This window comes from Pseudomonas sp. LBUM1671 (genome assembly GCF_059695685.1).
In genome coordinates this window covers 890450-909968 of the sequence record NZ_CP166782.1, presented here as the reverse complement: position 1 = coordinate 909968, position 19519 = coordinate 890450, and the positions used below count along the sequence as shown (strand labels likewise).

12 protein-coding genes are annotated in these 19519 nt (G+C 58.7%); 4 read left to right on the top strand and 8 right to left on the bottom strand.

Annotation, left to right across the window (positions count from 1 at the left end):
• Positions 1 to 22 precede the first annotated feature (22 nt).
• Positions 23 to 1186 carry a type III PLP-dependent enzyme gene (locus ACA060_RS03985; protein WP_033058084.1) on the top strand — a complete coding sequence of 388 codons (1164 nt, stop codon included), beginning with the start codon at positions 23 to 25 and terminating at the stop codon, positions 1184 to 1186.
• Between the two features lie 44 nt (positions 1187 to 1230).
• On the opposite strand, the gene ACA060_RS03980 is transcribed toward ACA060_RS03985, so the two are convergent.
• The 4 genes from ACA060_RS03980 to ACA060_RS03965 form a co-directional block, all read right to left on the bottom strand.
• The gene (locus ACA060_RS03980; protein WP_497315560.1) at positions 1231 to 2109 is read right to left on the bottom strand and encodes a hypothetical protein; all 879 of its coding nucleotides are present in this window, start codon (positions 2107 to 2109) and stop codon (positions 1231 to 1233) included.
• Between the two features lie 45 nt (positions 2110 to 2154).
• Positions 2155 to 4368: an alpha-xenorhabdolysin family binary toxin subunit A gene (locus tag ACA060_RS03975; RefSeq protein WP_497315558.1), complete on the bottom strand. Its 2214-nt coding sequence runs from the start codon at positions 4366 to 4368 to the stop codon at positions 2155 to 2157.
• A 346-nt stretch (positions 4369 to 4714) separates the two neighbouring features.
• Positions 4715 to 5470 (bottom strand): tetratricopeptide repeat protein, encoded by a 756-nt coding sequence (locus tag ACA060_RS03970; protein ID WP_497315556.1) that lies wholly within the window; start codon positions 5468 to 5470, stop codon positions 4715 to 4717.
• Positions 5467 to 6147, bottom strand: a complete 681-nt coding sequence (locus ACA060_RS03965) for a Fe2+-dependent dioxygenase (RefSeq protein WP_497315554.1) — start codon at positions 6145 to 6147, stop codon at positions 5467 to 5469. The genes ACA060_RS03970 and ACA060_RS03965 overlap by 4 nt, the downstream gene beginning before the upstream one ends.
• Positions 6148 to 6352: 205 nt before the next feature.
• Here ACA060_RS03965 and ACA060_RS03960 point away from each other — a divergent pair, with 205 nt between their 5' ends.
• The 3 genes from ACA060_RS03960 (at position 6353) to ACA060_RS03950 (ending at position 11964) form a co-directional block, all read left to right on the top strand.
• Positions 6353 to 8668, top strand: coding sequence for a TonB-dependent receptor (locus ACA060_RS03960; protein ID WP_497315552.1), 2316 nt, complete (start codon positions 6353 to 6355; stop codon positions 8666 to 8668).
• A gap of 166 nt (positions 8669 to 8834) precedes the next feature.
• Positions 8835 to 11363 (top strand): PepSY domain-containing protein, encoded by a 2529-nt coding sequence (locus tag ACA060_RS03955; RefSeq protein WP_497315550.1) that lies wholly within the window; start codon positions 8835 to 8837, stop codon positions 11361 to 11363.
• Positions 11364 to 11598: 235 nt separating this feature from the next.
• Positions 11599 to 11964 carry an endonuclease domain-containing protein gene (locus ACA060_RS03950; protein WP_497315548.1) on the top strand — a complete coding sequence of 122 codons (366 nt, stop codon included), beginning with the start codon at positions 11599 to 11601 and terminating at the stop codon, positions 11962 to 11964.
• 190 nt (positions 11965 to 12154) lie between these two features.
• Here ACA060_RS03950 and ACA060_RS03945 read toward each other — a convergent pair whose 3' ends face one another.
• From ACA060_RS03945 to ptsP, 4 genes are all read right to left on the bottom strand, one after another.
• Positions 12155 to 13696 carry an alkaline phosphatase D family protein gene (locus ACA060_RS03945; RefSeq protein ID WP_497315546.1) on the bottom strand — a complete coding sequence of 514 codons (1542 nt, stop codon included), beginning with the start codon at positions 13694 to 13696 and terminating at the stop codon, positions 12155 to 12157.
• 181 nt (positions 13697 to 13877) lie between these two features.
• Positions 13878 to 15617, bottom strand: coding sequence for a PTS fructose-like transporter subunit IIB (locus ACA060_RS03940; RefSeq protein ID WP_497315544.1), 1740 nt, complete (start codon positions 15615 to 15617; stop codon positions 13878 to 13880).
• 11 nt (positions 15618 to 15628) lie between these two features.
• On the bottom strand, positions 15629 to 16570 hold the full coding sequence (gene pfkB, locus ACA060_RS03935) for a 1-phosphofructokinase (protein ID WP_497315542.1): 942 nt from the start codon (positions 16568 to 16570) through the stop codon (positions 15629 to 15631).
• Entirely contained in the window at positions 16570 to 19431 is a 2862-nt protein-coding gene (gene ptsP / locus ACA060_RS03930) for a phosphoenolpyruvate--protein phosphotransferase (protein ID WP_497315540.1), read from the bottom strand. The genes pfkB and ptsP overlap by 1 nt, the downstream gene beginning before the upstream one ends.
• Positions 19432 to 19519: the final 88 nt, after the last annotated feature.

Below are 19519 nucleotides of genomic sequence, written 5' to 3'. Positions count from 1 at the left end.
TTTGCCAGTAGGAGTTCCCAGCATGTCGATCAACGTCGAAGACTATTTCGCGCGCGATACCTTCAACAAAATGAAGGCCTTCGCCGACAAACAAGAAACCCCGTTCGTGGTGATCGATACCGCGATGATCAGCCAGGCCTATGACGACCTGCGCGCCGGTTTCGAATTCGCCAAGGTCTACTACGCGGTCAAGGCCAACCCGGCCGTCGAAATCATCGACCTGCTCAAAGAGAAAGGCTCGAACTTCGACATCGCGTCGATCTACGAGCTCGACAAAGTGATGAACCAGGGCGTCGGCCCGGATCGCATCAGCTACGGCAACACCATCAAGAAATCCAAAGACATTCGCTACTTCTACGAGAAGGGCGTGCGTCTGTATGCCACCGACTCCGAAGCCGACCTGCGCAACATCGCCAAGGCAGCACCGGGTTCGAAAGTCTACGTGCGCATCCTCACCGAAGGCTCGACCACCGCTGACTGGCCTTTGTCGCGTAAATTTGGCTGCCAGACCGACATGGCCATGGACCTGCTGATCCTCGCTCGCGACCTCGGCCTGGTGCCTTACGGCATCTCGTTCCACGTCGGCTCGCAACAGCGCGACATCAGCGTCTGGGACGCGGCGATCGCCAAGGTCAAAGTGATCTTCGAGCGTCTGAAAGAAGAAGACGGCATCCACCTCAAGCTGATCAACATGGGCGGCGGCTTCCCGGCCAACTACATCACCCGCACCAACAGCCTGGAAACCTACGCTGAAGAAATCATCCGTTTCCTCAAGGAAGACTTTGGCGACGAGCTGCCGGAAATCATCCTCGAGCCAGGCCGTTCGTTGATCGCCAACGCCGGCATCCTGGTCAGCGAAGTGGTGTTGGTTGCGCGTAAATCCCGTACCGCTGTAGAGCGATGGGTGTACACGGATGTGGGCAAATTCTCCGGCCTGATCGAAACCATGGACGAAGCCATCAAGTTCCCGATCTGGACCGAGAAGAAAGGCGAAATGGAAGAAGTGGTCATCGCCGGCCCGACCTGCGACAGCGCCGACATCATGTATGAAAACTACAAGTACGGTTTGCCGCTGAACCTGGCGATTGGTGATCGTTTGTACTGGCTTTCCACCGGTGCGTATACCACCAGTTACAGCGCGGTTGAGTTCAATGGCTTTCCGCCGCTGAAATCCTTCTACGTGTAAGCGATCTCATGAAGTAAAAGGTCCATGGAAACATGGACCTTTTTTTATTTGCGCAACCATCCCTCAAGGTGGTTCATCATCGCCATGCACTCATGTGCGCCCTCCATAGCCGCTTCCAACTTGAAATTCAACTCTCCGAGTCTGGAGGCTCGCTTTGCACTGAACAGTTCGTTGATTACGCTATTCATGCGCTGATGTATTTCCTCGATAAATAACCCCATCTGGGAATTCACAGAAGCGAATCCGTTAAACAACGCAGCAATATCGGCTTTATATTCGGTCGCCCTCACCAACGCATCCCTGGAAGAGTAAGCGATGTCCCACACAGGTGTGGTGCCATTCTCACGAAACAACTCCTCCACCACAGCCGGTTGTGAATGGCAGTTACAGGATTTATGGTTCATGGCCCCAGTGAATACCGAGTTCAGCCCGAACGACTCCCGATACAACTCGGTATTGGTGAATTTCAGTTGCCGCACAGCAGATTTCAGATTATCAAAGCGAAGGTACAGTTCGTGAACCAGATCCTGCACATTCTTCGGTGGAAACAACATCCATGTCGAGGATCTGGATAACGTATACGCGTTAAAATCCACCTGACCCATAGGTTCGTTCCTGGAGGTTTGCTTAGTCAGCTCAAGAGATTCACAGACAAACATCGCGAGATCTTCAACATAACCGTTGCATAGTCGCGTGGTTTCTTCAGTACGCTTCCAGAACTCTTGCAAATATCGCTCATTAAACATGGCGTTATTCAAGCGTGAATCGGAGGATAAAACCGCGAGTTGATGGCCGCTGTTTCTACGGCGCTCGAACACAATCGGTATATTATTGAACGTCGGCTGCAAGGAACCAAGAAAACGGGTGTAACGGTCTAACACACGCCGCTGAGCCGCGGTGAATTCATAGGCAAGAATATTCATATTCCCTCTTAGAGGGAGTAGGCATGCGCCCACGCCCTCTGCTCTTTATAGCTGCTTAATGGAATTCAAGTACGTGATAACTTCTGAAATCCGGGAAATCGCAGAATCAGCTTGTTCTTCAACGGACAACGATTCATCTTGTTTGAATTCGCTAGAGAACTTTTTAACGTCGGCAACCAGATTCGAAAATTCACTCACGAAACCCCAGCGCCCATCGTCCAGCTCGTCCAGAGTCTTTAGCAACTCAATCTTCCCATCAATTTGGGTGATATGGTTGATTTGTATTTGCGCCTGCGCTTTCAGATCGACAGCTTTCTGCCTGAGCCTGTTATACGCCGCCAGCATGTTTAGATAGTTAACAGCCTCCCCAATACCAGAGATCAACTTTTTAAGCGTATCAATGGCCAACAATGCGATTTGAACCTGCGGCGGCGCCAAACCCAATGCTTTCAGATTATCCAGCGACAACTGAGCCTCTTCCCCGATTTTTTCAACTCCGGCCTTCACGATCAAATCAATTGCTTCGGACACAGACTTTATCTGCTCGTTCAGTTCAGCCAGTTTCTCTTCGGATTTGCTTTTCAGCTCTTCAGCAAGTGTCCGATCCTGCTGCAACACAACAATCAACGCTTCCGAATTAGCCCTGTCATAGGGGGCGCTAATACTTTTATGGACACTTTTTAGATCCACCGCTTGTGTGGATATTGTGTTGCGCACACTATTGAGTTGCTTCTCCATATCCTCACGAATCTCCTCCAACTCGTCTGGACTTCCAAGATCTGATTGTAGGATCTCCAGTTCTTTCTTCGCACGGCCCAAAGCGATGATATTTGTCTGGGCCTGGTTACGCAGATCAAACGTTGTCTTATTGATAGCGACCGCCAGATTATTCATAGTCCCCACGGTGCCAGGCAAATATTTATATTGCTCCACAAGCATTTGCGCGGTGGTATTTACTGCTTGTAACGCGGCATTATGATTACGTAAGTCTGCGATATTGAAAGCAGGGCTTTCCGAACTATTAAATAACGAATGCATGGCCATCTTACTCTTGAAAACCAACCGATTATTTTCATACTCTGCGTCCGCCTCTGCGAACACTCGAAGCAATTGATCCGAACTGCCCCGAATTTGCACCCACGGTTCAACGATACTGATGATCTGATTTTTGAACCGTCTCAAAGAAGCCGCTTCATCCAGCTTGCCGACCTCATCATAGGACGCCGTAATGTATAAACTCAGCGCATTCCATACCAGCATGAGATTTTGAGTGGCAACTTCAGCTTCAATTGCGACGTCGGTGAGGTTCTGCAGATCATCACGCACTTTGTTCAAGGCGGCCAGCGTCTGGTTTTTGCCAGCCATCTTTTGGTTGGCGACGTGCTGTGCTTCTTTCAGTTGATTTCGTTCGCGGCGAATCTTTTCAGCCTTGACCCCTTGATAGATGCCGAGAATCAACCCGCCAACATTTAAAGTCGCTGCAGCCTTGATCGCTTCCTGAACCAACTGATCGTACTGTTTACTGAGCTCATCGATTTGTTGGGAATGCTGGTCAATTTCATCTTGCAGGTCCTGAACATCTTTCTGATAGGTATTCTTTTTAACAAATTCCAATCGCAGTTTTATTTCCGGCAATACGACCTTGCGCATATCAGAACCAAAACTATCCAGCTCTGACCTTACAACCTCCGCCTTATCATGACAAAACTTAACTTTTCCAAGCAAGTCATTGAGGGAGGATCTGATATCCGTTACATCATCCGGGTGCAACTCAATATCGGCAAGATCCGTGAACGGGAGTTTCAAAAACTCCTCGGGTGTATTGATATTGTTTTCTTCCAGATACTTCGATGCTCTGTGTTGTGCATAGACCTCTACAATTTCATTACCCGTTCTGATAATGCTACCGGCGAAAACTTTAAGATCGGTGCCTGTCAGCATTATTTTTTCGCGCAATGGCGACCAGCGACTGGCATGTTCATATGTCATGGTGAACGTACGTAGAAAATCCTGAGCGCCAAGGCCCGTGCCGCCTGTTTCTCCGGCGCCGTAGTTCAAGTACGCAACTACGTCTTGCAGACGAACGGGAAGAGAAAGCCCCAGGATCTCGTACTTCCTCAGACTAATAATCTGAGCCTTGGTCACTTGCAGGCCAGGATCCCGATTATATTCATCACCCTCACCAAGCGATGCGTCCACAAATATTTTTGGCGCTTTGGCAGCGGCCTCAATTACCTTATCATCTATCTTGAACGTCATTAGAGACTCCTTGTCATTCCAGACGTTAATATTATTTAAGTTCCCATCAATGCTGATAAGTCGCTTCATGCAACCCAATTACAGATATCGACAAACGAAACTTAGAGCACAACGACAACTACTCACAAGCCTTTAAATATTAAAATTCAATACAACTCACACACTCCACACTGCAATATCCGCCCCCTATATTTGACGCAATAGCCACATCAACACCATCAACCAACCTGGCGAAGTAACGTTTTTCAGTCAGAACGTCGCAGGGGGCGATAGCATTACCTGACAAGGTTTAATGCGTTAGCAGAGTGAGCGTTATGTGGGTGGGATAAATCAATGGCATAAAAGATTACAACGCAACCAACTGAGATAGCCGTAGCCGATAAGCATCAGCCATCCTGCGGATTTGTGGATGATCTGAACGTTGTAATGACTCACAACTCACCCGCAAGAAGTTCGCGTTCCCCCCGACCAGTGCCTTGCGCAACCAGCCAAGCGCTTCATCGACTCGCCCCTCATCGGCCAGCACCGCCGCGTAACTGAACTGCCCCCGAAAGTCCCCGCCTTCGGCAGAGCGTTGATACCACTGCCGGGCCGCGAGTGGATCGGCGAGGCACACCTTGCCATCTTCCAAATAACGTCCCAGCAGGTTCATGGACTTTGCATGGCCCAGTTCGGCCGCCTGTCGATACAGACTCAAGGCTTGCAGCTGATTCACTGTCACGCCACGCCCGGTCGCCAGCAGATTGGCGTAGTTGTACATCGCCCAATCCAGCCCGGCTTCTGCCGCGACTCGATAGTGCTGCGCGGCAACCGAAGCCTGCGCCGCACACCCCCAGCCATGTTCATGACAACGACCGAGCATGTTGCGCGCCATCAGATGCCCGCGCCGGGCGGCGATCTCGAACCAGCGCACTGCCAGCGGCTGGTCCTGCCCGATGCCCTGCCCGTCCAGCAGAATCTGCCCGAGCAAGGCCTGAGCATCGAGGATGTTTTCGCCGGCGGCGATCAGAATCGCCTGGGCAGCCCGGGCGGGGCTTTCGTCGAGCATGGCTTTGAGCGCATCACCGTCGAGGATTTCCTCGCGGCGTAATTGATAGCTCATACCTCAACCCAGCGACGCAGCAGGTTGTGATAAGTGCCCGTGAGACGAATCAGCGAAGGATGATCAGGCATGTCCTGAGTCAGTTGCTGGATCGCCCCGTCCATCTCGAACAGCAACGCACGCTGACTGTCTTCGCGCACCAGGCTTTGGGTCCAGAAGAACGACGCGTAACGGGTACCGCGGGTGACGGCGTTGACTTTGTGCAGGCTGGTGCCGGGATACAGGACCATGTCCCCGGCCGGCAACTTCACGCGCTGTGTGCCGAAGGTGTCCTGGATTTCCAGTTCGCCGCCGTCGTAGTCCTCCGGCTCGCTGAAGAACAGCGTCGCCGACAGATCGGTGCGAACCCGCTCGATACCGCCTTTGGGCTGGCGCACGGCGTTATCAATATGGAAGTCGAAACTGCCGCCTGCCGTGTAACAGTTCAGCAACGGAGGGAAGACTTTGTGCGGTAACGCCGCGGACATGAACAGCGGATTTTTCCACAGCCGTTCAAGCATCGCCGCGCCCACCTCCTTGGCCAGCGGATGACCTTCGGGCAGCTGCAGGTTGTGCTTGGCTTTGGCCGACTGGTAGCCGGCGGTGATTTTGCCGTCGGCCCAATCCGCCTGCTCCAGCGCTTCGCGGATGCGCTGCACTTCTTCTTTCGCGAACACGCCGGGAATGTGCAGCAGCATGGAGGACACCTGAGGGTAAAGAGGCGCTAATGGTATTGATTCTTATTGACTGTGTAAAACCCCCACGACGAACGAATCAGCAAAAACCGTAAGGTTAAATTGTAAAGAATGTAAATTCCTCGCGAATAGTAACGTTTCGCAATTGATACAAATACGCGTCTACCCTATATTCCGCGGCCTCAAATCCTTGGGGAGGGGAATTCACATGTCACGCCAACACTCACAATTACCGGTCAGTTCACCGCGTTTGCTCGCGTCTGCAATTGGCGTGGCGATCACTGCCGGCTCTGCTGGCCACATGGTTTTCGCGGCTGAAAAGACCGAGGAAAAAGCGCCGAGTAACGCGATTTCCCTGGGCGCTACCGCCATCACTGGCGAAGCTCAGGATGCGACGGCCTACAACGTCGAAAAAGCCTCCTCTCCCAAGTACACCGCACCGCTGGTGGACACACCGCGTTCGGTCACCGTCATCCCGCAGCAGGTGCTCAAGGACACCGGCGCCCTCAATATGCAGGACGCGCTGCGCACCGTTCCGGGCATCACCTTCGGTGCCGGTGAAGGTGGCAACCCTCAAGGTGATCGTCCGTTCATTCGTGGTTTCGACGCTCAGGGCGATACGTACCTGGACGGCGTGCGCGACACCGGTTCGCAGAGCCGCGAGATCTTCGCCGTCGAGTCGATCGAAGTCAGCAAAGGCCCGAACTCGGCCATTGGCGGCCGTGGCGCGGCGGGTGGCAGCATTAACCTGGTGAGCAAAAAGGCGCACTTGGGCGACTCGTTTGACGGTGGTTTCACCTGGGGTTCGGACCAGACCCAGCGCTACACCCTGGACGGCAACTACCAGTTCACCGACACCGCTGCCGGCCGACTGAACCTGATGAGCCACGAAAGCAACGTCGCCGGCCGTGACAGCGTCGACTACGACCGCTGGGGCATCGCGCCGTCGCTGGCGTTCGGCCTGGGCACCGACACCCGGGTCAACCTCGATTACTACCATCTGGAAAGTAACGACACGCCAGACTCGGGCATTCCGTACACCATCCCTGTCGCCGGTTCGGCCGCACGCACCAAGTCGAACCCGGACAAGCCGTTCGCCGGCGGCGATCACAGCAACTTCTACGGGCTGGATCGCGATTTCCGCAAGGGTCGCACCGACACGGCAACCTTCGCCATCGAGCATGACTTGAGCGATGCGCTGACCGTCAAGAACACCTTGCGCCACGGCAGCAGCATGCAGGATTACATCCTCACCCAGCCGGACGACAGCAAGGGCAACGTCAATAACGGCAGCGTCTGGCGCCGGGCCAACACCCGTGTCAGCAACACCGAGACCACCACCAACCAGACCGACCTGTTTGGTGACGTCTACATCGCCGGCTTCAAGAACAGCTTCGCCACCGGCATCGAGTTGAGCCGCGAGGAGAGCCAGAAATCCTCGTACAACGTCAACGTCGACACCACCCCGAGAACGGCGGCAGCGACCACCAACTGCTCACCGGCATTGATCGGCGCGCCAAGCGGCTACAACTGCACCTCGCTGGCCAACCCGAACCCGAACGATCCGTGGAACGGTGCCATCTCGCGTAACTACGCCGGCACCGACACCCAGGCCGACACCTACGCGCTGTACGTGTTCGACACCCTGGAATTGTCCGAGCAATGGCTGGTGAACATGGGCCTGCGTTACGACCATTTCGATACGAAGTACAAAACCTACAACGCCTCCAGCGTGACCACGTCCAAGGGCGATGACGTCAGCGAGTTCGTGACCGGCCAGTTCGGCGTGGTCTACAAACCGGCCGAAAACGGCAGCATCTACGCGTCCTACGCCACCTCCGCCACGCCGCCGGGCAACACCCTGGGCGAAGGCCAGGAAGGCAATCCGTTGGGCGGCACTCCGGATCGCAACGGCAATCTGCTGAGCAGCGACATGGAGCCGGAAACCACCAAGAACTACGAAATCGGCACCAAGTGGGACTTGCTCAACGATCGCCTGTCCCTGACCGCCGATATCTTCCGCACCGAGAAAGACAACGCCCGCGTTCAGGTCGATACCACGTCCTATGAAAACGCCGGCAAAACCCGGGTTCAAGGTATCGAATTGTCGGCCAGCGGCAAGATCACCGAGAAATGGCAGGTCTTCGCCGGTTACGCCTACATGGACAGCGAGCAAGTCGATGGCGGCCCGCTGGGCGCGGCCAACGATGGCAACGAACTGCCGAACACGCCGAAAAACAGTGCCAGCCTGTGGACGACCTATCAGGTCACGCCGAAGCTGACCATCGGTGGCGGTGCGTTCTATGTCGACGACGTATTCGGCAGCGTAGCCAACACCACCATGGTGGACTCCTACGTTCGCTACGACGCAATGGCTGCGTACAAGTTGAGCAAAAACGTGGACCTGCAACTGAACGTGCAGAACCTGACTGACGAAACCTACTACGACAAAGCCTTCTCGACCCACTTCGCCAACCAGGCGGCGGGCCGCACGGCATTGCTGAGCACCAACTTCCATTTCTGATTGCCAGCCACACCGCTCCCACATGGAAAGTGGTGAAGGCTGAAATCAGAGTCAGGCCCCGTTCATCCATATGAACGGGGCTTTTGTGCGTAAAAAGAATGTTTCTCAGCAACCCACGGCATAATGCGCGCCGTGATGATTATTTCGAACGAACAAGGCGAGCGACGTGTTGAAGAAAACCCTGTTCCAGTTGCACTGGTTTTTCGGCATCAGTGCCGGGCTGGTCCTGGCCCTGATGGGCATCACCGGGGCGATGGTCTCGTTTGAGGATGAAATCCTCAGCGTGCTCAATCCTTCCGTGCTGCAGGTCGAGAAGCAGGTTGCCGGCGTCTTGCCGCCTGCCGAACTGGTGGAAAAAATCGAGGGTGCCTCCGGCAAGAAAGTCGCGATGCTCTGGGTCGATACCGACAGCGGCAACGCCGCGCGGGTGAGCTTCACGCCGCCACCGGGTGAACGCCGGGGCGAGATGCGCTACTTCGATCCGTACACCGCCGAGTTCATGGGTGAGGCCACCGGCCAGGATTTCTTCGGCCTGATGCTGCGACTGCACCGTTTCCTCGCCATGGGCGATACCGGTCGGCAGATCACCGGGGCCTGCACGCTGATCCTGGTGTTTTTCTGCCTGTCCGGCCTGTACCTGCGGTGGCCGCGCCAATGGAAAAACTGGCGCGCCTGGCTGACCCTCGACTGGAAGAAAAAGGGCCGCAGCTTCAACTGGGACCTGCACTCCGTGGCCGGCACCTGGTGCCTGGTGTTTTACCTCCTGTCAGCGCTGACCGGGTTGTCCTGGTCCTATGAGTGGTACAACAAGGGCCTGACCCGACTGCTTTCCGACTCACCGCAAAACGAGCGCGTTCGCGGCGGTCGTGGCCCTGCACCGAGCGGTCCGGCGCCGACCGCGGATTACGCCGCCATGTGGAGCAGCATCTACAGCGCCGCAGGTCCGGCACTCAGCGCCTACAACATCCGCATGCCGCCAGTGGCCGGGCAACCGGCGACTGTTTTCTACCTGTTGAACACCTCGCCCCATGACCGGGCGCTGAACCAGATCACCCTCGATCCGGCCACCGGCCTCGTCAAACGGCATGACCGTTACAGCGACAAGAGCCTCAAGGCGCAGCTGCTGACCAGCCTCTACGCGCTGCACGTCGGCAGCTACTTCGGCATCGTCGGGCGGATCATCCTGACGATCACCGCGTTGACCATGCCGCTGTTTTTCGTCACTGGCTGGTTGCTGTATCTCGATCGTCGGCGCAAGAAAAAGCAGATCAGGGACGCCCGCAAAGACTTCGCGCAAACGGGCAACAATGCCCCCGCCTGGTTGATCGGTTTCGCCAGCCAAAGCGGGTTTGCCGAGCAGCTGGCGTGGCAGACCGCCGGGCAATTGCAGGCGGCCGGCCTGCCGGTGAAGGTTCAGCCGCTGGCGAATGTCAGCGAACAGGATTTGCGTGAATCCAGCAACGCGCTCTTCGTGGTCAGCACCTTCGGCGATGGCGAAGCACCGGACAGCGCCCGGGGTTTCGAACGCAAGGTGCTGGGCCATGCATCGAACCTGGAAAGCCTGAACTACGCAGTCCTGGGTCTCGGTGATCGCCAGTATCAACACTTCTGCGGCTTCGCCCGACGCTTGCACACCTGGCTCGGCGAGCATGGCGGCACGACCTTGTTCGCCCCGGTGGAAGTCGACAGCGGCGACCCTTACGCTTTGCGCCACTGGCAGCAGCAACTCGGCCTGTTGACCGGGCAAGCGCCGGTCGACACCTGGCAAGCACCGAACTTCGACAACTGGACCCTGACCCGCCGCGAGTTGATGAACCCGGACAGCAGCGGCTCGTCGGTGTACTTGCTGGGCCTCACCGCCCCGACGACCAGCAGCTGGCTGGCCGGGGATCTGGTGGAAGTGTTGCCACGCAATTGCCCGTGGGCGATCGAGCATTTCCTTGATGGCCTGGGCATTGAAGGCCGGGCGATGGTGACCTTCGATGGCCTGTCGCAACCGCTGGAGCACGCCCTCGCCAGTCGCCAACTGCCCGAGAACAGAGCGCATCTGGTCGGCCTGCACGCGCAAGCGCTGGTCGACGCCCTGGTGCCGTTGGCCATGCGCGAATACTCCATCGCGTCGATCGCCGCCGACGGCATGCTGGAGTTGATCGTGCGTCAGGAGCTGCACGCCGACGGCAGCCTCGGCATCGGCTCCGGCTGGCTGACCGAACACGCGCCGGTGGGTGGCACCATCAGCCTGCGGGTGCGGCGCAACAGTAGTTTCCACCTGCCGACCGAGCCGGTACCGATGATCCTGCTGGGTAACGGCACCGGGCTGGCCGGGCTGCGCAGTTTGCTCAAGGCGCGCATTACCGATGGGCAGCAACGGCATTGGCTGCTGTTTGGCGAGCGTAATCGGGAATTCGACTACCTGTGTCGCGATGAGCTTGAAGAGTGGCTGACGTCAGGCGACCTGGAGCGACTGGACCTGGCGTTCTCGCGGGATCAGGCCGAGAAGATTTATGTGCAGGATCGACTTCGCGAGTCGGCCGTTCTCCTGAAGCAATGGTTGGCCGACGGTGCGGTGATTTACATCTGCGGCAGCTTGCAGGGAATGGCTTCAGGCGTGGATCACGTGCTCAACGAAGTGCTCGGCATTGAAGAAGTCGACCGCCTGATCGAACAGGGCCGCTACCGCCGCGACGTCTACTGAAAGAGCCCCTCACCCTGGCCCTCTCCCAGAGGGAGAGGGGGCTGACCGAGGGGTCTCACGTCATACATCGACCTGAAAAATCGAGTCGAACTCAGGCATCGAGAACGATGAATATCTGCTCCCTTTCCCCCTCTCCCCTCTGGGGAGAGGGCTGGGGTGAGGGGGTCGATTTCAAATCATCCGCAAAATCCAGACTACAGTTAAACCTCCATCCCCCTTCACACGGACGTGAAGCATGCCCACCCGCCCCACCCTCAACCAACGCCAATTCGCCCGCCACCTGCGCACCCACCAAACCGACTGCGAACTGCTGCTCTGGCAAAAACTTCGTTCTCGGCAAATCGCCAATCTGAAATTCCGTCGGCAGTTTCCATGCCCGCCATACATCCTGGATTTTTATTGCGTGGAACTGAAGTTGGCCATCGAACTGGATGGTGGTCAGCATTACGAGACGGCGGCAAAAATACATGACCAGCGTCGAACGCTTTACCTTCAGCAGCAAGGTATTGAGGTTGTGCGGTTTAGCAATCTGGAAGTAATTGAGCGGATGAGTGAAGTGCTTGAACAAATCATAAGGATTGCTGTGAATCGAACGTCGTGATTCTGATCTTAAATCCACCCTCACCCTAACCCTCTCCCGGAGGGAGAGGGGACTGACCGAGTTGTTCTTAGAGTTACATCGACCTGAAAAATCGAGTCGAACTCAGGTTTGGATACGATGAATATCTGCTCCCCCTCTCCCCTCTCCCCTCTCCCCTCTGGGGAGAGGGCTGGGGTGAGGGGTGGATCTATCAGACAGGCTGCAGCTTCTGCTCAAACACCGCCACCCCATCCAGATCCCGCAACACCACACTCATCTCCCCCGTCTGCCCATCGATATTCACCTCGCCAAAAAACTGAAACCCGGCAAACGGTGAGGTGTTCTGCGCCGGCGGTGCCTTCTCGAAAACCACTTCGGGCCCGAACGTCTTGTCCAGCGGATTGGGCCCGAAGCTACCAGCATTCAACGGCCCGGCCACAAACTCCCAGAACGGTTCAAAGTCCTGGAACGCAGCACGATCCGGGTGGTAATGATGGGCCGCGCAGTAATGCACATCCGCCGTCAGGAAAACAAAATTGCGCACCTGCTGCGCCCGCAAAAAGCCCAGTAGCTCGGCGATTTCCAGTTCACGTCCCTGGGCCGGTCCGGGATCACCATTGGCCACCGCCTCCCAGCGCGCCACACCGGGGCTGACTTCACCGTCGGGGACGCCAAGGCCGATCGGCATGTCAGCGGCGATAACTTTCCATTGGGCACTGGAGGCTTTTAACGACGCCTTCAGCCAGTCGAGTTGCTCACGACCGAGAAAGGGTTTGGCAGCGCCGAGGTTGTCGTCATTGGCTTCGCGATAGCTGCGCATGTCCAGCACAAACACATCCAGCATCGGCCCATAGCCGAGCTGGCGATAAATCCGCCCGCCGCCGTCCGCCCTCTGCAAACGCATGGGCGCATATTCGAGCCACGCCTGCCGGGCACGGCCCACCAGACTGTGGATATCTTTGCTCGTGTAGCGCTCATCCAACTGCTTGCCCGGCGACCAGTTGTTCACCACTTCGTGGTCGTCCCACTGCCAGATCTGCGGGACCTCGGCGTTGAAGCGGCGGACGTTTTCGTCCATCAGGTTGTAGCGGTAATTGCCACGATAATCGTCGAGGGTCTCGGCGACTTTGCTCTTGGCTTCGCTGGTGATATTGCGCCACACCCGGCCGCTTTCGGTGGTCAGTTGCGCCGGCACCGGGCCGTCGGCGTAGATGGTGTCGCCACTGTGGATAAAAAAGTCCGGCAGGCGCAAACGCATGGCTTCGTAGATGCGCATGCCGCCAATGTCCGGGTTGATGCCGAAGCCCTGGCCGACGGTGTCGCCGCTCCAGACGAAACGAAGGTCGCGCCGGGTTTGCGGCACGCTGCGCAAGTGGCCGAACCAGGGTTCGCTGGCGACGCCGCTTTGGGCGTCTTCGAAATAAACGCGGTAGAAAATCGCCTGATCGGCGGGCAGGCCGGTGAGTTCGACCCGCGCGGTGAAGTCAGTACGCGCATCAGCCAGTGGCGAGACGAATCGGCGGGGGTTGCCGAACAGGCTGCGGGTGTCCCATTCCACCACCATCCGTGCTGGCCGGTCGCTGCGACTCCAGATCATCGCCCGGTCGCCCTGCAGATCGCCGGACTGCACACCATCGGTGAGTTGCGGACGGTCCTTGACCGAAGCGATGACGGCCGGCGCCAGGCCCGGAAGCAAAAGCCCGGCGCCGACGGCTTGCATGACACGACGGCGACCGAGGTCGAATTCGCTCATGGTGTTCTCCCTGAAAAGGAAAAACTAAAGCACGTTCGCATGAAACCGGTGTGACACCAAAATCTCAACACCACTGATCCCCTGTGGGAGCGGGCTTGCTCGCGAAGGCGGTGTGTCATTCAACGATGATGTTGACTGATCCACCGCCTTCGCGAGCAAGCCCGCTCCCACAGGTTATGTGTCAGGCCTTGGCGGGTTCGAGTGCCATCTCCACAACTTCAGGCCGCTTGAGCAGCGCATACGCCACCGCCGTCAGCAAACTCCCGGCCACAATCGCCAGCAAATACAACAGCGCATGGTTGATCGCATTCGGGATCGCCAGCACAAACAACCCACCGTGCGGCGCCATCAGTTTGCAGCCGAAATACATCGACAGCGCACCGGTCAGCGCGCCGCCGGCAATGCTCGCCGGAATCACCCGCAACGGATCCTTGGCGGCAAACGGAATCGCGCCTTCGGAGATAAAACACAGCCCCAACACCAACGCTGCCTTACCGGCCTCGCGCTCAGTCTGGGCAAACTTGCGGCGGGCGATAAACGTGGCGATGCCCAAGCCAATCGGCGGCACCATGCCGGCGGCCATGGTCGCGGCCATCGGTGCATAACTTTGCGAGGCCAGCAGCCCGACCGAGAACGCATACGCGGCCTTGTTGATCGGCCCGCCAAGGTCGACGCACATCATCCCGCCGAGCAGCACACCCAGCAGAATCGCGTTGGTGGTGCCCATGCTGTCGAGGAAGTGCGTGAGCCCTTCAAGCATCCCGGCCACCGGTTTGCCGACGATGTAAATCATCACCAGGCCAGTGAACAGGCTCGCCAGCAACGGGATGATCAGGATCGGTTTCAGCGCCTCAAGACTTTGCGGCAGACGCGCGTATCGATTGATCGCCTGCGCCGCGTAACCGGCGATGAAACCGGCAATGATCCCGCCAATAAAACCGGCGCCCAAAGTGCTCGCCAGCAGACCACCGATCATCCCCGGTGCCAAGCCCGGACGGTCGGCGATCGAATAGGCGATGTAACCCGCCAGCAGCGGCACCATCAACTTGAACGCGGTCTCGCCGCCGATCTGCATCAGGGCGGCGGCGAGTGTGCCTTCCTCCTTGAAGGCAGTGATGCCGAACACGAAGGACAAGGCGATCATCAGACCGCCCGCCACTACCATCGGCAGCATGTACGACACCCCCGTCAGCAAGTGTTTATAGATGCCGGTTTTCTCTTGCTTGGCCGGACCCTTGGCACCGGTCGCAGCGGTTTCCTGCTTGCCTTCGGTCAGCGCTTTGTTCAGCGTCGCCTCGGCCTGCTTCAACGCAATACCGGTGCCGCAACGGTAGATTTTCTTGCCGGCAAAACGCTCGGTGGCTACTTCGATATCGCAGGCCAACAGCACCACATCAGCATCGGCAATCGCTGCGGCGCTGAGTGGATTGCGCGCACCAACCGAGCCCTGAGTTTCCACTTGCAGGTCGTACCCCAGACGCTTGGCTGCTTGTTGCAAGGCTTCGGCAGCCATGAACGTGTGGGCGACACCAGTCGGGCACGCCGTGATCGCCACCAGACGTGGCGCGTTTTCAACGGTGGCCGCAGGTTGCGCGACGACTTCAGGCGCGACATACACCTGAGCTTCTTCAGCGCCTCGGCGCAGCACCGCTTCGACATCTTGCAACGCCTGGGCCGGCGTACTCTGGAACACGCGCTTGCCAACAAACCGCGACATGTCCACCGGCGTGCTGGTGACCAGCAACACCCACTCGGCGGTTTCAATCGTGGCCGCCGACAGCTGACGTTCCGGATGCGCGGCATCCACCACTTCGACGCTGGTGCTCCAACCCTGACGCTGGGCCGCTGCATCAAGCAAGCGGGCGCACAGCACACTGGTGACCATGCCGTTCGGGCAGGCCGTAACAATGGCTAACTTCATGACAAACCCTCTTATTGTTCTGTCAGGGTGCGGATGCGCACGCCCTGTTCGAGCCGTGCCAATTGCGCGACATCGCCAATACCGAAACCGATCTGCGTGACCGCCATCGCGGCAATCGCCGTGGCGGTGCGCAAGGTTTGTTCAGGCGTGTCGGCGCTGAGCAAACCGTGGAGCATGCCGGCCAGCAACGAATCGCCTGCGCCCACGGTGCTGACGACGCTGACCTTGGGCGGCGTGGCGTGCATCGCCGAGCCGACACTGAACCAGTTCACGCCGTCGGCACCGTGGGAGATCACCACATGCTCGATGCCTTGAGCGTGCAAACGGCTCGCCGCTTCGGCTTGCGCCGCCACCGATACCACCTCGCAGCCCAGCGCGTCAGCCAGCTCTTCAGTGTTCGGTTTGATCAGCCACGGGCCGGCCTTAAGTGCGGCGCGCAACGCTTCACCGCTGCTGTCGAGGGCGACGTTCAGACCGAGGGTTTTCAGACGTTCAATCAACGCCTGCAACCACTGCGGGCTGATCCCTTGCGGCAGGCTGCCCGCCACGACGACGGCGTCATGGCCGGGGGCAATCTGATCAAGTCGATCCAGCAACGCCTGCTGCGCCGCCTCATTGACCATCGGCCCCGGACCGTTGATGTCGGTGATCCGACCATCGTTTTCCGCGAGTTTGATGTTGCTGCGCGTCTCGCCGGGCACCCGGATGAACGCATCGACAAAACCGCGTTTGGCGAACAGGGTTTCGAACGCTTGAAGGTTGTCCTCACCGAGGAACCCGCTGACCGTCAACTGATGCCCGAGGTCGGCCAGCACCTGCGCGACGTTCACGCCTTTACCGGCGGCGTGGGTGTGCATCTCGTCGCTGCGATTGACTTGGCCGGGCTCAAGACGCGGCAATTGCACCGTCAGGTCCAGCGCCGGGTTGAGCGTCAGGGTCAATATCCTGGCCATTACAGGGCCTCCACTAATGCGCGCACTTCATTGGCGCTGCCAACGGCCAGGGCCTGTTGGGCGAGAATTTTGGTTTGGCTGAGGCTGAGTTCGCGGATGCGCGCCTTGACCTCGGCAATGCTGCGGCCCGACACGCTCAATTCATCCACGCCGAGGCCGACCAGCACTGGCACTGCCAGCGGATCGGCCGCCAGTTCGCCGCACACGCCGACCCACTTGCCGTTGGCATGGGCCGCGCGCACGGTGATGTCGATCAGTTGCAGCACCGCCGGGTGCAAGCCGTCAGCCTGGGCCGACAGCGTTGGATGCCCCCGGTCGATGGCCAGGGTGTATTGGGTCAGGTCGTTGGTGCCGACGCTGAAGAAGTCGACTTCCTTGGCCAGCACTGGCGCCAGCAAAGCCGCCGATGGCACCTCGATCATGATCCCCAGTTGCAGGTCGGCAACCGGGATCTCCAGACGCAGGCGTTCGGTCATGTCCCGGGCCTGTCGCCACTCATCGACGCTGCCGACCATGGGGAACATGATCCGCAGCGGGCGGTTATCCGCAGCACGCAGCAAGGCGCGCAACTGCGCTTCCATGACCTGCGGACGCTGCAAGGTCAGGCGAATGCCACGCACGCCGAGGAACGGGTTTTCTTCTTTCGCGATCGGCCAGTACGGCAGCGGTTTGTCGCCACCGACGTCGAGGGTGCGAACCACCAGGGGACGCCCGGCCAGGCCATCGAGGACGCGGCGGTATTCGACTTCCTGGGTGGCCTCGTCCGGCGCCTGGGAATGGGCCATGAAAATCAGTTCGGTGCGCAGCAAGCCGATGCCTTCGGCACCCTGCTCCACCGCGCTGGTCACGCCTGCACTTTCGCCGATGTTGGCGAACACTTCGACCGCGTGGCCGTCAGTGGTTAGTGCCGGTTGATGGCGTTGTTCGGCGGCGGCTTTGAGGCGTTGCTCGCGGGTGTCGCGTTCTTCGGTGGCGCGCTGCAGGGTCGCCGCGTCGGCGTCCACGTGCAGGCGACCGCGCTGTCCGTCAATCAGCAGCGGCGTGCCCGGCGCCAGCAGCAACACCGCTGCACCGGCGCCGACCAAGGCCGGAATGCCCAGCGCCCGGGCGACAATCGCGCTGTGAGCGGTCGCGCCGCCACGGGCCGTGAGAATGCCGGCCACGCGAGCCGGGTCGAGACGGGCGACGTCGGACGGACCGACTTCATCCATCACCAGAATGTACGGCTGATCGGGTTCACTCGGGGTTTCGACGCCACAGAGTTGCGCCAGCACCCGACGGCCGATGTCGCGCAAGTCGGCGGCACGTTCGGCGAGCAAGGCGTCCTGCAACGATTCCTGTTGTTTGGCCGCCGCTTCGATCACCGCCATCCACGCTGCTTCGGCGCTTTCGCCTTGCTTGAGGCGGGTGTCGACTTCATCGGTCAATTCCGGGTCGTCGAGCATTTCCTGGTGGGTGATGAAAATCTCGCGAATGGCCTTGGACTTGCTGCGCTCGATCAGGCCTTCGATGTCGCGACGCACGTGCTCCAGCGCTAGTTTGAGACGCTCGCGCTCGATCGCCGCAGATTCGCCTCGCAGCGGATAATCGATGGTTTGCAGCACTTGAACATGCGCCGGGCCGATGGCGATGCCCGGTGCAGCGGCAATCGCCTGGACCTGGCTGCCGGACGCTGGCGCGAGAAGCACTTGCGCCACATCAGCAAACACTTCGCGCTGCTGGCTCACGGCGGGCAACGGTTCGACTTCTTCACCGAGGCCTTCTTCGATGGCCGCCAGCAAGGCCGGCAACGCATCGGCGGCGATGCTCGGCTCGGCGACGAATTCCAGCACCTGACCGCGACGGGCGCCGAGGCTGAGCAGTTTGCTCAAGCTCTTCACCGACACGGCGCTGTCCTGGCCATCGACGATGCGCACGCGGATTTCGCCTTCAAAACTTTTCGCCAACTGCGCGAGGATCTTCGCCGGGCGAGCATGCAAACCGTGGGCATTGGCCAACGCAATGCGTGCGCTCGGCCAATCCGCCGGCAGTTCACCGCCCAGCACTTCGAGGACTTTACGGCTGCTGGTGGCGCGGCCCAATTCGTGGCCACGACCTTCAATCAGCAACGCGCAAAGGCGTTCGAGCAGAGCCTGATGCGCCTCGCCGAGGCTGGCCAGGCAGAACAGGCCGCTGAGGGGCTGGCCGAGGTAGCGCATCGGTTTATCCGGTGTGACGAAGGCCAGACCCGGGCGTTTCACGGTTTGCTCGCTGTGCAGCCACCACAAGCCATCGCCCAGCGGCAGCGCTTCGACTTGCTGCAACACGGCGGAGAACCCGTTGCTGACGCAATCGGCCTGACGCAGCAAACGCGCACCACGCCAGACCAGTTCTTCGAAGTCGTCGGCGGAAACACCGAGGCCGATCATCTGTGCATCCAGCGCCAGTTCCTGCGGTGCGCCTTGCAGCAGTTTCAACAAGGCTTCGGCGGAACCGGCGCGACGCAGGGCCTGGCCCAGGTCGGTTTCACCGAGGGCACGGGTCAGCAGTTGCAGCAGTCGCAAGTGTTCATCGGATTTGGCGGCGATACCAATCGCCAGGTAGACGATCTGACCGTCGCCCCAGTCCACGCCTTCGGGGAATTGCATCAACCGCACACCGGTGGAAAAAACCTGATCGCGGGTTTCCGGCGTGCCGTGGGGGATGGCAATACCTTGACCGAGAAAGGTCGAGCCCTGGGCTTCGCGCGCCTGCAAACCGGCGAGATAACCCTCGGCCACCAAGCCATCGGTGACCAGATGCCGGGCCAGCAATTGCAACGCGTCGGACTTATCCACAGCCGACTGGCCCATGGATATCTGCTCTATGGTGAGCTCGAGCATGCTTTCTCCTTTTTGGCGTCTGTTGGCGCCAGGTATTGTTTTGAATGATTCCAGCTTAGGCGCTTAGTCATCACTTTTGGCGGTTTCG

Bases quoted from the DNA above. Each gene is read 5' to 3' on its own strand.
- ACA060_RS03985 (WP_033058084.1), top strand. From the start codon at position 23: ATGTCGATCAACGTCGAAGACTATTTCGCGCGCGATACCTTCAACAAA.
- ACA060_RS03980 (WP_497315560.1), bottom strand. From the start codon at position 2,109: ATGAATATTCTTGCCTATGAATTCACCGCGGCTCAGCGGCGTGTGTTA.
- ACA060_RS03975 (WP_497315558.1), bottom strand. From the start codon at position 4,368: ATGACGTTCAAGATAGATGATAAGGTAATTGAGGCCGCTGCCAAAGCG.
- ACA060_RS03970 (WP_497315556.1), bottom strand. From the start codon at position 5,470: ATGAGCTATCAATTACGCCGCGAGGAAATCCTCGACGGTGATGCGCTC.
- ACA060_RS03965 (WP_497315554.1), bottom strand. From the start codon at position 6,147: ATGCTGCTGCACATTCCCGGCGTGTTCGCGAAAGAAGAAGTGCAGCGC.
- ACA060_RS03960 (WP_497315552.1), top strand. From the start codon at position 6,353: ATGTCACGCCAACACTCACAATTACCGGTCAGTTCACCGCGTTTGCTC.
- ACA060_RS03950 (WP_497315548.1), top strand. From the start codon at position 11,599: ATGCCCACCCGCCCCACCCTCAACCAACGCCAATTCGCCCGCCACCTG.
- ACA060_RS03945 (WP_497315546.1), bottom strand. From the start codon at position 13,696: ATGAGCGAATTCGACCTCGGTCGCCGTCGTGTCATGCAAGCCGTCGGC.
- ACA060_RS03940 (WP_497315544.1), bottom strand. From the start codon at position 15,617: ATGAAGTTAGCCATTGTTACGGCCTGCCCGAACGGCATGGTCACCAGT.
- pfkB (WP_497315542.1), bottom strand. From the start codon at position 16,570: ATGGCCAGGATATTGACCCTGACGCTCAACCCGGCGCTGGACCTGACG.
- ptsP (WP_497315540.1), bottom strand. From the start codon at position 19,431: ATGCTCGAGCTCACCATAGAGCAGATATCCATGGGCCAGTCGGCTGTG.